Source organism: Corynebacterium dentalis, assembly GCF_900232865.1.
GTDB lineage: Bacteria > Actinomycetota > Actinomycetes > Mycobacteriales > Mycobacteriaceae > Corynebacterium > Corynebacterium dentalis.
Genome location: NZ_OCTS01000001.1, coordinates 227414 through 239531, shown reverse-complemented (window position 1 = coordinate 239531; position 12118 = coordinate 227414). Strand labels below are relative to the sequence as shown.

At 61.0% G+C, this 12118-nt stretch carries 11 protein-coding genes; 7 read left to right on the top strand and 4 right to left on the bottom strand.

The genetic code is table 11. From position 1 onward, the window contains the following. Both dapC and CS919_RS01035 read left to right on the top strand, forming a co-directional pair. Positions 1–1137 carry a succinyldiaminopimelate transaminase gene (dapC, locus tag CS919_RS01040; RefSeq protein ID WP_099297384.1) on the top strand — a complete coding sequence of 379 codons (1137 nt, stop codon included), beginning with the start codon at positions 1–3 and terminating at the stop codon, positions 1135–1137. 6 nt (positions 1138–1143) lie between these two features. Continuing rightward, a complete protein-coding gene (locus CS919_RS01035) occupies positions 1144–2019 on the top strand; it encodes a pseudouridine synthase (RefSeq protein ID WP_099297382.1) in 876 nt (291 codons plus the stop codon). On the opposite strand, the gene dapD is transcribed toward CS919_RS01035, so the two are convergent. Both dapD and CS919_RS01025 read right to left on the bottom strand, forming a co-directional pair. After that, the gene (gene dapD, locus CS919_RS01030; protein WP_099297380.1) at positions 2016–2999 is read right to left on the bottom strand and encodes a 2,3,4,5-tetrahydropyridine-2,6-dicarboxylate N-succinyltransferase; all 984 of its coding nucleotides are present in this window, start codon (positions 2997–2999) and stop codon (positions 2016–2018) included. The two genes, CS919_RS01035 and dapD, sit on opposite strands and share 4 nt — an antisense overlap. Before the next feature lie 52 nt (positions 3000–3051). After that, a complete protein-coding gene (locus CS919_RS01025) occupies positions 3052–4467 on the bottom strand; it encodes an amino acid permease (protein ID WP_099297378.1) in 1416 nt (471 codons plus the stop codon). A 119-nt stretch (positions 4468–4586) separates the two neighbouring features. Between CS919_RS01025 and dapE the strand changes: the two genes are divergently transcribed. The 5 genes from dapE to CS919_RS01000 are packed head-to-tail and all read left to right on the top strand — an operon-like array spanning position 4587 to position 9362. Beyond that, a complete protein-coding gene (dapE, locus tag CS919_RS01020) occupies positions 4587–5750 on the top strand; it encodes a succinyl-diaminopimelate desuccinylase (RefSeq protein WP_099297376.1) in 1164 nt (387 codons plus the stop codon). Between the two features lie 21 nt (positions 5751–5771). After that, on the top strand, positions 5772–6671 hold the full coding sequence (locus tag CS919_RS01015; protein WP_099297374.1) for an LOG family protein: 900 nt from the start codon (positions 5772–5774) through the stop codon (positions 6669–6671). A 5-nt stretch (positions 6672–6676) separates the two neighbouring features. Continuing rightward, positions 6677–6985 (top strand): DivIVA domain-containing protein, encoded by a 309-nt coding sequence (locus tag CS919_RS01010; RefSeq protein WP_099297372.1) that lies wholly within the window; start codon positions 6677–6679, stop codon positions 6983–6985. Beyond that, complete coding sequence (locus CS919_RS01005; RefSeq protein ID WP_099297370.1) at positions 6982–8439, top strand: leucyl aminopeptidase family protein; 1458 nt, start codon at positions 6982–6984, stop codon at positions 8437–8439. Before CS919_RS01010 ends, CS919_RS01005 begins: the two co-directional genes overlap by 4 nt. Positions 8440–8489: 50 nt before the next feature. Continuing rightward, the gene (locus CS919_RS01000) at positions 8490–9362 is read left to right on the top strand and encodes a methyltransferase domain-containing protein (protein ID WP_099297368.1); all 873 of its coding nucleotides are present in this window, start codon (positions 8490–8492) and stop codon (positions 9360–9362) included. Here the strand turns inward: CS919_RS01000 and CS919_RS00995 are convergent. Together CS919_RS00995 and glgA are read right to left on the bottom strand one after the other, a co-directional pair. After that, positions 9359–10900 carry a glycoside hydrolase family 32 protein gene (locus CS919_RS00995; protein ID WP_099297366.1) on the bottom strand — a complete coding sequence of 514 codons (1542 nt, stop codon included), beginning with the start codon at positions 10898–10900 and terminating at the stop codon, positions 9359–9361. The two genes, CS919_RS01000 and CS919_RS00995, sit on opposite strands and share 4 nt — an antisense overlap. A gap of 23 nt (positions 10901–10923) precedes the next feature. Continuing rightward, positions 10924–12108 (bottom strand): glycogen synthase, encoded by a 1185-nt coding sequence (glgA, locus tag CS919_RS00990; protein ID WP_099297364.1) that lies wholly within the window; start codon positions 12106–12108, stop codon positions 10924–10926. Between the last annotated feature and the right edge of the window lie 10 nt (positions 12109–12118).

Genomic DNA, 12118 nt, shown 5'->3' with positions numbered 1-12118 from the left:
ATGGCCCAGTCCCGCGTCCCTGTATCCCAACGGCTGCCAGATTTCCCGTGGGACTCCTTGGCAGAGGCAACCGCAGCGGCGAAGGCTCACCCGGAAGGTCTCATCGACCTGTCCGTAGGTACACCTATTGATCCTGTAGCTCCTAACATTCAGTTGGCACTCGCGGAATCAGCGGCGGTGCCGGGCTACCCGCAGACCAAGGGAACGCCTCGCTTGCGCCAAGCCACTGCTCTAGCGATGGAGCGCCGTTTTGGCGTGACGGGACTGGACGCGGATCAGCACGTCCTGCCGGTGATCGGCACCAAGGAAGCCATCGCCTGGCTTCCTACCCTCCTGGGTGTGGGCGAGGGTCACCAGGTGGTCATCCCTGAGCTGGCATATCCCACCTATGAGGTCTCCGCGAAGCTCGCGGGTGCCGAGGTGACGCGGAGCGATTCCACCCTTCGTTTGGGGCCTTCTGCGCCAGCGCTGTTCTACCTCAACTCCCCGGCGAACCCGCACGGCAAGGTTTTGGGTGTGGAGCACCTGCGCAAGATGGTGGAGTTCGCCCGCGAACGCGGCACCATAGTGGTTTCAGACGAGTGCTATTTGGGGCTCGGCTGGGAAGGGGAGCGTCCGCGCTCCATTCTGGATCCAGAGGTCTGCGACGGAGATTTCACCAACCTCATCGCCGTGCATTCCCTGTCCAAGACGTCCAACATGGCCAGCTACCGCGCTGGTTGGCTGGCGGGCGATCCGCAGCTCATTCAGGAGCTGTTGGAAGTGCGCCGTCACGCTGGCCTGATGAACCCCGGCCCCATCCAGGCCGCCATGGTGGCCGCGCTGGAGGAAGATGGCCACGAGCAGCTGCAGAAGGAGCTCTACCGGCACCGCCGCGAGATCCTGCGTTCTGCCCTGACCGAGGCCGGATTCACCATCGAACACTCCGAGGCGGGCTTGTATCTCTGGGCCACAGAAGGCCGCGACGGCCGGGAGACCGTGTCCCGTTTGGCGGAGATCGGCATTCTCTGTGCTCCAGGCGAGTTTTATGGCCCGAATGGCGCCCAGTATGTGCGTGTCGGCCTGACTGCCACCGATCAGCAGATCGAGGCCGCCGCCACACGTATTGCAGAGGCCTTCGGGGCGGCTTCCCGCTAAACTCCGATGCCTCTTGAGCGCTGGTCGCCCACTCCTCGACAGGGTATTTCCGCCCAGCGAGTGAAGCTTTCCGGCTGCGTTCCGGACGACGGCGTGGCCTACCTGGCCGCTGCAGCCGGGGACTCTCCCTTTGCCCCCGGCGAGCCTTTGGAACCCGGCACCCCTCTGGGACATCCGATTCCCGCCTGGTTTCATCCCACCACCGGCGACGAGCCCCCGCACCTGCTCAACAGTGATGTCCCCATCGTCGGCGAAACTCCGGACGTGCTGGTGGTGGACGAGCCCCACGGCCTGCCCTCCACACCGAACGGGTGCCTCATGCGAGCCACCGCGCAGACCCTGTTGCGCATTAGGCGCGAGGAGCCAGATCTGGTCGCCGCGCACCGCCTGGATCGGTTGACGGGTGGTCTTCTTCTTTTTTCTCGACGCCAACCCACCCGCGGATTCCTACAAACCCAATTCCAAAGGCATGAAGTGTCCAAGTGTTACCGAGCGCGAACCGAAGTGGACGTGGACACAGTGCTGGGCACGAGGACGGACGTGGGGGCAGTGGTGGCGTCGGGAAAAAGAACGAGGGTGACCCTCCCAATGCGCAAGGACAAAGGAAACCCGCACGTGAGCGTGCACCCAAATGGAAAGATGACCGAGACGTGGGTGACACGAGTGGGGGACAGGGAGTTCGCGTTGGAGCCACGCACGGGGCACACGCACCAGCTGCGCGTGCTCATGAATCATCTGGGCATGCCGATTGCTGGCGATGACACATATCCCCACGTGCGTGACGCAGACCTCTGGGATGCAGACGCGAAAAAGCTCCAGCTGCGGGCAGTGCGGCTGGAGCTGAAGCTTCCCGATGGTCAGCTCGGGAGTTGGGAAATTTAGTTCTTGTGCAGGTCAGCGTTGAGCTGCACGCCGAGGCCTGCTGCAGGAACGGCCTCCACAGCGCCGGAAACAGAGTTGCGGCGGAACAAGATGTTGGACTTGCCGGAGAGCTCGGAGGCCTTGACCAGGCCGCCGTCTTCCACGTCTGCTTCCTCGGCGATGATGCCGCGAGCGGTGACCTTGGTGCCGAAGGTGAGGTAGAGACCAGCCTCTACGGTCACGTTGTCACCCAAGGAAATTCCTACGCCGGAGTTAGCGCCCAACAGGCAGCCCTGGCCCACGGAGATGACCTGCTTGCCGCCACCGGACAGGGTGCCCATGATGGACGCGCCACCGCCGATGTCGGAGCCGTCACCCACTACAACGCCGCCGGAAATGCGGCCTTCCACCATGGAGGAGCCGAGCGTGCCGGCATTGAAGTTCACAAAGCCCTCGTGCATCACGGTGGTGCCCTCAGCCAGGTGAGCGCCGAGACGAACGCGGTCTGCATCGCCAATACGCACGCCGGTGGGGACTACGTAATCCACCATGCGAGGGAACTTGTCAATGGAGTACACGCTCACAGCACCGCGCGAAGCCTGCAGGCGCGCACGGGTGGTCTCGAAGCCCTCCACGGCGCACGGTCCGTGATTGGTCCACACGACGTTGGTCAGCAGGCCGAAAACGCCGTCCAGGTTGCATCCATGCGGCTGCAGCTTGCGACCGGAGATCAGGTGCAGACGAAGGTAGGCATCGTAGGCATCGGCAGGTGCTGCGTCGATATCAGCGATGACGGTACGCACGGCAACGCGGCGGACCTGGCGAACCTCATCCACACCAGCCAGCTCAGCCAGCTGTGGGTCGATCTCTGAAGGCTCCACCACGGTGGATCCCACGGAGCCCTCGGGGCTGTCCGTGAGATCAAAGTTGATGTACCACGCATCCAGGACTGTGCCCTGCTCGGTCAGAGTTGCGAATCCATTACCAATTGCAGCTGTCATAGTGGGAAATCCTACAGAATGTTCGAGACAGGGACGTCTGGGAGGTGGTCGCTTAAGAGGTGGCGGAGGTGTCTACGCGGTCCGAAAGCGAATCATCGTAGGCCGGAGCCGTGCGCCCGCGGGTGATGAGCCAGCCCAGAGCAGACAGGGCTACGAAGACCACAGCGACCGTGAGCACCTGCATGCGAGCGCTTTCATCCCACAGCATGAGCAGTCCCAAGCCGAGAACCATGACGAACGTGATCCACGGCAGAACTGGATAGCCCCACATGCGTACTGGCATGGGGCCAGCCGCTTCCAACTGTGGGCGCAAGCGGATTGCGGAGAGCGTAATCATGGCCCAGATCACCAGCAGAGAGCCACCCACAGCGTTGAACAGTACGCCGATGAGGTTGGACGGTCCCCATACCTGCAGAGCCACGGACAGGAAGCCGAACACCAGGGAAGAGATGACCGCAAGGGTTGGAACGCGGGAAGAATTGAGCTTCTGGAAGAACTTCGGTGCGAAGCCCTGGTGGGAGAAGCTGTAGACCAAACGCGAGGTGGCGTAGATCTGAGCGTTGAACGCGGACAGCAACGCGATCACGATGATGATCTCCATGAAGCGGACCACACCAGGGATCTCAGCGAACGCCAAGATGCGGGTGAAGGGAGACTCGGCAGCGCTGGATGCTTCGCCCAGAGAGTCGGAAGGCAGTAGCGCAGCGATGAAGAACACGGAGCCCAAGTAGAACACGGAGATGCGCCAGATCACGGCGCGCACAGCAGCCGCAATGGACTCGACGGGCTTTTCGGACTCAGCAGCGGCGATGGTGACGATCTCGATGCCGCCGAAAGCAAACGCCACGGCTAGCAAGCCGACAGCCAGGCCGGAAATGCCATTGGGCATGAAGTTTTCAAAGTTGGACATGCCCGGGGACTCATAGTTCGGGAAGAGATCGAACAGCAGACCTGCGGCGATGATGAGGAACAGAACCAATACGGCCACCTTGATGAAGGCGAACCAGTACTCAAACTCGCCGAAACCGCGCACGGCGGCCAGGTTGATCACGGTAAAGAAGCAGACGGCGACCAAGCCGGGAATCCAGCCGGGGACTCCGAACCATTCACCCATGATGGCGCCAGCGCCGGTGATTTCCGCACCCATCACCATGATCAGCATGAACCAGTACAGCCAGCCGAGGGAGAATCCGGCCCAGTCACCGAAGGCCAGACGGCCGTAGGTGGCGAAGGAGCCTGAGGCCGGACGAGCAGCCGCCATCTCCCCGAGCATTTGCATCACGAAGATCACCAGAATGCCGGCGACGATATAAGACAGGAGAACTGCCGGACCTGCGGCTTGGATACCAACGCCGGTGCCGAGGAAGAGGCCCGCGCCGATGGCAGATCCCAAGCCCATCATTGTGAGGTGTCGAGTCTTTAGACCGTGGCCAAGTTGCCCGCGAGACTCTGCTGTAGGTGTAGTCATAGCGAGAATTGTCGCACACGAGCAGGACGTTGAAGGAAAAGTTAGGTTTTCGCGCAAAAAATTCGGGGGCACACTGTCACCCATGTGCGATGTCTGGCTTATCTATACGATGAAACCCGATGGCTACTAATGAGCAACCAACCGATTATCATCAGTTCCGTGGCACCGGATCTCTGACATTGACGGATGACCCAATCTCGCTCACCGCAGCGCTCGTGGATATCTACAGTGAATCCCACAATGAGCAGGTCATTGCCGATGTCCTCGAGACCGCCTTGCGGGAGATCCCAGAGGTTGAGGTGGTTCGGCAAGGACACACGATTATCGCCCGCACGCAGCGCGACCTCGGCGACCGTGTGATCCTCGCCGGGCACATCGATACCGTGCCGCCTGCTAACAACCTGCCTTCGCGCATCGGAGTGGACGAACAAACCGGCCAGGAGACGTTGTTCGGCCTGGGTAGCGTGGATATGAAGTCCGGCGCAGCCTGCTACATTCACGCATTTGCCACGCTGGCGAATTCTCCAGATCTGCGACGGGACCTCACCCTGGTGCTCTATGAGTGCGAGGAAGTCTCCACCAAGTACAACGGGTTGCACCGGTTGGTCCGCACTAACCCGGAGCTCTTTGATGGTTCCGTGGCGCTGCTGGGAGAGCCCTCCAACGCACAGATCGAGGCGGGTTGCCAAGGCACGCTGCGTTTGCGCGTCACCGCCCACGGCCAGCGCGCCCATTCAGCACGCAGCTGGCTGGGTGACAATGCCCTACACAAGCTAGCTCGCGTCATGGTGCGGGCGGCTGACTATGAGGCTGCCGCAGTGGAGATTGACGGATTGACCTACCGCGAGGGGCTGAACTTCGTGGTCGCAGAGTCCGGAGTGGCCACCAACACCATCCCGGACGAGGCATGGGCCTTCGTCAATTTCCGCTTCGCCCCGAACCGCACGGTGGACGAAGCACTCGCGCACACCTACGAGGTGCTCGGCATCGGTACCTCGGAAGATCCCGCAGAGGGATTCACCATTGAGATTGATGACACGGCGAGCGGAGCCTTACCCGGGTTGGATCAGCCCGCCACGCAGGCGCTGGTGCAGGCCACAGGAGGCCAAGTCCACCCAAAGTTTGGATGGACCGACGTTGCTTGCTTCACCGAACTGGGAATTCCTGCGGTGAACTTTGGGGCGGGCGACCCAGGACTTTCCCACACCAAGGATGAGCGGTGTCCCGTGGAACAGATAACCACCGTTTCTGATCAGCTACTGAAGTTCCTCACCACTGCCTAGACAGAGCACACAATCACCAACATGAACGAGGAAAAATCAGTGAACGACAAGCCGAAATTTGACCAAGATTCCAACGCCCAGCGGTCGGACAACCGCAGTGAATTTGGCCTACGTGGACCGGTTGTCTTACGCGGCAGCCAACTGGGAAGCAAGCAGGAATCCACCACGGACCAGCGCCTCTTGGGCGAGCAGACCAGCGTGGATTGGCTGCACACGGATCCCTGGCGCGTCATGCGTATTCAATCCGAGTTCGTGGACGGTTTCGGCGCTCTGGCCAAGATCCCCAAGGCCATCACCGTGTTCGGCTCGGCGCGCGTGAGGCCGGATCACCCGTACTACGAAACCGGCTTGGAGCTGGGCAAGCTCATCGCGGAAGCAGGCTATGCCACCATCACCGGCGGTGGACCAGGGCTCATGGAAGCCCCCAACCGCGGAGCAAACGAAGCCGGCGGTCTATCCATCGGCTTGGGCATCGAGCTGCCCATGGAGCAAGGGCTCAACCACTGGGTGGACCTGGGCCTAAACTTCCGCTACTTCTTCGTGCGCAAGACCATGTTCCTCAAGTACTCCCAGGCATATATCTGCCTGCCGGGCGGGTTCGGCACCTTGGACGAGATGTTTGAAGCGCTGGTCATGGTGCAGACCGAAAAGATCCAGCGTTTCCCCATCATCCTCATCGGCACCGAGTTCTGGTCCGGCCTGGTGGACTGGATTCGCGCCCGCCTGGTGGACGAGAAGATGATCAACGCGGATGACCCAGACCTGTTTTTCGTCACCGATGACCCGAAGGAGGCCGTGGATTTCTGCGTGCAGGCCCATGCGCAGCGTATGGATGATCTCCTGGAGCGTCGCGAGGAGCTGCGCCAAGAGTCCGCCGAATTGGACCGGGAGATCGATCGCTTTAACCGGCAGGTAGATTAAGAGCCATGTACTGGTTGTTTTCCTTCGGCGGAGCTGTTTTGGTGGGCGCATTGCTCACCTACCTGCTATCCACCTCTTTCGGGCGCGGCGAGGATCTGCCTCCCGCCACCCGAGGACCGTTGGAGCCAGAACACCGCGCACAATTGGAGCAGGCCCCTGTGTCTGCAGATAGCGTGGACAACGTGAGATTCGCCACCGCTGTACGAGGCTATAACCAGCAGGAAGTTGATGCCTATCTGCGCCGCATTTCGGCGCGTCTGGCTGAGTACGAGGCGCGGGACACCGCGATCGAGATCCGAGGAGAAGCACAATGACCCCGATTCCCAGCATTCCCCAGCCCGTTCCTACCGTGACCTACGGCGAGCCCTCCACGCGGATTGAGGGCAGCGAGGTCATTGATGTGCGCATCGTTCCCGGTGCTCGCGGTGTGGAGTTGCAAGCCGACGGTACGTGGGAGGTCGGTGTTGATGAAGAGCCGACGCAACTAGTGGATCTTTCCGATAATCCAGAATTCTTTGAGGAAGGCTGGCGTGGAGCGGGCGCCTCGCTGGTGCGACGTATCAACACCATCATCGAGGGCCACCCAGTGCGCGCCAAGAAGCACGTGGTACAAATCTCCCTGCCCGCCACCACCAGTGCGCAGAACCTACGCAATCTGGCCATTGGCCTGACCGTCGGCGGACATTCCTTTGTCAGCACCAATCGCAAGCGCCCAGCGCGAGTGCGCAGCATCCATATCGTTGCGGCCTCTGCGCTGAACGTGGATGCGATGAACAGTGCGGTGGAAGAAGGCGTAGACATGGGCACAGCCACGTGTCTCAGCCGCGATCTGGCCAACACCCCATCGAACGTCAAGTCACCAGAATGGTTGGCTGACCAGGCAAAGCGCGCTGTCCGTGACGTCGCTGGAGTCAAGGTCAAGATCCGCGACGAACAGTGGCTAGAATCCAAGGGCTTCGGCGGAGTCCTCGCGGTGGGCAATGGCTCCACGCGTCCGCCTCGCCTGATCCAGTTGGTGTGGGACCCAGAAGAAGTAGGCAAGAAGCGCCGCCGCAACACCGTGCTGTTGGTGGGCAAGGGTGTCACTTTCGACACTGGCGGAATTAGCATCAAGCCTGCGTCGGGAATGGATACGATGCGCACCGACATGACCGGCGGTGCATCCGTGATTGCCGCATTCAAACTGCTGGCGGAACGCCAAGTTCCTCGCAAGATCGTGGCGCTGATTCCGGCTGCGGAAAACATGGTGGACGGCAATTCCTACCGTCCGGGCGATGTGGTGGAGCACTACGGTGGAATCACCACTGAGGTGGCCAATACGGATGCAGAAGGCCGGATGATTCTCGCCGATGCGTTGAGTTACGGATGCAAGAAGTTCCGCCCGTCTACCGTGGTGACGGTAGCTACGCTCACAGGTGCGGCCAAGGTGGCGCTGGGAACCCGCACGGGCGCTGTCTTCGCACCGACGTGGTCGCGGGCCGTGAAAGTTGCGCGTCGGGGCGCTGCCGTGGGCGAGCGCTGGTGGCCGATGCCGATGCTGGACTACCTCGAGGACAACGTGGACTCGCAGGTCGCGGACGTTAAGCAGGCGCCGAGCGGTCCCGGTGCCGTTACCGCGGCGATGTTCCTGCGCCGGTTTACCCGCAATACGCCACTGATCCACCTGGATATCGCCGGCCCCGGGCGGGCGGAATCGACCTTCGATGAGGTTAACCCAGTGGGAACCGGATTCGCCGCGCGCACTCTTGTACAGTGGTTGTCACATTAGAGGCTCTTCACCAGCGCCCCATCATTACTACTTTCTAAGGAGTGCAGCCGGTGCTTTCGGATGTCATTGACTTGCTTGCCGATCCAGTGGATGGAACGGATTTGTCTGCTGGCGATGAGCAATGGCGCACGGTGGTCTCTGAATCAGGACATAGCTACGACGTCGCCCGCCAAGGCTATGTCACGTTGGTTGGCGGATCCGGGCTGCGCTACTCGGGCGACGATGCCTCGATGATCGATGCCCGCGAGACCTTCCTGTCTGGCGGTCACTTCGCGCCGTTCGTGGAGAGCGTGACGCACAACGTGGAAGCGGTGCTGGACGATGCTGCCCTCGGCGCCGATGCTCGCCCTGCGATCGTGGAGGTGGGCGCAGGTACTGGCTACTACCTCTCGCACACTCTGGATACGGTGGAGAACTCTCGCGGCGTGGGCTTGGATGTCTCCACTGCGGCGGCGAAGCGTTTAGCCTCGGCGCATCCTCGGGTCGGTGCCGTTGTTGCCGACGCATGGTCTCAGCTGCCTCTGCGTGATTCCAGCACCGACGCGATCATGGTGGTCTTTGCTCCGCGTAACGCCGCTGAGTTCGCGCGCGTGCTCTCGCCGAAGGGCGAGGTGGTGGTGCTAACTGCGGATGCCGGCCACCTGGCTGAGCTGCGCGAGCCTTTGGGCATCATCGACGTGGAAAAGGGCAAGGTGGAGCGCATGATTGCCCAGGCATCTGGCCACTTGGAGCCCGTGGCGTCCTCACAGATCGTTGAGTTCACGATGAACTTGGATCAGGCATCCATCGCCGCGCAGATTGGGATGAGCCCTTCGGCCCGTCACATCCATCCGGACGTGCTGCGCGAGCGCATCGCGGAGCTGCCGGACTCGATGGAAGTCACGGCGCGCGCCGCGATTACGCGCTTGAAGCCGCTGCGCTAGTCGTCTTCGGAGAACAAGCCTTCAGCAACTTCGCGGTCGGCGACCAGCGCTTCTGCCATGAATCGTTCCTGGGCTTCGGGGGAATCTAAGCCCACCCGGGTGAGCAGCAGCTCTTGCCCCACGGTGACCATGGAATTGATGATGCTGGCTTCACCGGAGACTTCTACCTGCACGTCCGTCGCTCCCTCGGGGATGGTGCTGGTGAGGGAGGTGGCGCCGCCATCCACGAAGACTTCGCACAGTGGGCCATCCACGAAGATAGCCAAGCTGGAGGAGCTGGTATCACCAAGCTGAGCGGTTACAGTATCGTCCTCGCCGCGGGTGACGGAGACAGACGATTGGTCGTGCGTGATGTGCACGAGGGCATTGCCTTCCTTGTCCACCACGTCCGCAGTCACTGATCCATCGGTGCAATCCAACTGGCCGGTCCAAATGACCGCGCGATCGGAGTATCCCTTGACTGCGCGAGGTGCTCCCACGATGTCTTGGTAGACGTGACCGTCCACCAAGCTCAAATAGCGCGGGGAGGTCAGGCAGTTAGCCCACAAGCTATCCAGATTTGGATGCGCGCCCACCAGTCCGAAGAGGAGCGGTTGGTCGCCGGAAATGACGCGGGGCCGAGTGAAATTGTGACCGTGATCCAGCACCGTGTACGCAGTGGACACCGTGAATTCCGCTTCCTGGAGCGTGCCCACAACATAGCCGGTGGACTCAGACGACCCACTGGTTTCTGGGTATGTCACAAACAACACGTCGCGAACCTCGCCCGTGGACTCGTCCGTCATGGAGACCATGCGGGGTGAGAATGGCCGCACCGCCGGGAGATTGGCCTCACCAGCAATCTGCAGCGGGCCCACTACCTTCCAGTGCTGACGGTCAGTTGAGCGAAGTACTACGATCTCGGCATCGGTCTCGCCGGACAGGCTCAGTGCGATCATTAGCCAGGATCCCTCGTGAAAGAGGACGTTTGGAGTCACCAAGTCCTCGATGGGGTAGGCGCTGTCATCGATATCGATAGCACCCAAGCGCTCCACCCGGCTATCCGCCTCGGTCGGATCATCAGACACATCCAGCATGTCTGCGACATCGGGGATGTAAGCGCGCTGAATCTGGAATGAACGATCGCTCCGATCCCCGTGGTGGATGCGATTGCCCAAGAGATCAGGGGAAGCGGAACCGGTTGATTTTGGCGTCGACGTCACGAAGAACAGTTCCACCGCATTGTTGTCCTCGGAGCCTGCCGCCTGAGGGTCTGCGGACAACAAAACGGACGAACCGGCGAGGACATCCACCTCGTTGCCTGCAGGAGTGAGCACGTCATCGCAAACATCCCAGTCATAAGGAACCTCGGAGGCCACTTGGTGAGCCCAACGGGATCCTTCGTCCGCGCGGGGGCGGAACTGGTGGAAGACGTGGAGGTTTCCATCGGCAACTATCGCTCCAGCGGGTGCTTCCAAAACACCCAGCTCCGCGGTGACGTGAAGTTCCGGACGGCTGGTGGAGGTTTCTGCTTGGGGCTGAACAGAGGAAGTTGACATACCGTCTTTTGTACCAGCGAAATCTACATCAGGGAGCGGTAGACCTCGATGGTTTGCTCAGCGATGTTCTCCCAAGAGAACGTGGTGACGGCTCGCTCGCGCCCCGCCTCGCCGAATGCCTTGGCCTTGGCAGAGTCCCCGACGAGGGCGTTGGTGGCTTCGGCGAGACTGCGTTCGAACCCTTCAGGATCGGATTCTTCGTAGTGGCAGAGGATTCCTGTCTGCCCGTCCACGACAACCTCGGGAATACCGCCGACGTCCGAGGCGATAACAGCAGTGCCACAAGCCATGGCCTCCAGGTTGACGATGCCCAGCGGTTCGTAGATCGACGGGCACAAAAACGCATCTGAGGCCGTGAGGATCTCTTGCAAGTAGCGCTTGTCCAGCATGTTCTTAACCCAGTGAACGCCGTCACGCTCGGCCTGCAGCGTTTGTACCAGCTCGGTGACCTCGGCCTCGATCTCCGGGGTATCAGGAGCACCGGCACACAGCACCACCTGAATCTCCGGATCCATCTGCCGGATTGCTTTGAGAAGGTGGGGCACACCTTTCTGGCGAGTAATGCGGCCAACAAAGCTGATCAGGGGACGGTTCGGATCCACGCCGAGCTCACCTAAGACACTTCGTCCGGTTTCTTCAACAGCGGCAGCAAAGGTAGGCCGCGGCTGCCAGAGCTGAGAATCGATGCCGTTGAGCACTACGTGAATGCGCTCCGGATCGATTGCCGGGTAGGCATCCAAGATGGCCTGCTTCATCTTGGCGGATACCGCGATGACCGCATCCGCGTGTTCCATGGCGTTCTTCTCTGACCACGAAGACACCTCGTAACCGCCACCCAATTGTTCGCGCTTCCACGGGCGATGCGGCTCCAACGAATGCGCAGTAGCAACGTGTGGGATTCCCCACAGTTTTCCGCCCACATGGCCACCCAAGCCGGTGTACCACGTGTGGGAGTGAACCACGTCTACATCGCCCAAGGAATTGGCCATACGCAGACCGGTAGACAGTGTCTTCAGGGATGCATTCGCCTCCTCCAAAGCCGGATCCACACCGTGCACGTAAACGTTGGGCTCATCGCGAGGTGCGCCCATACAATGCACGTCAACGGGCTCGAGTTCTCGCATGAAACGAGTCAACTCTGTGACGTGTACGCCAGCGCCACCGTAGATCTCTGGGGGATATTCCTTGGTCAGCATCGCGATTCGCATAAAACCCACA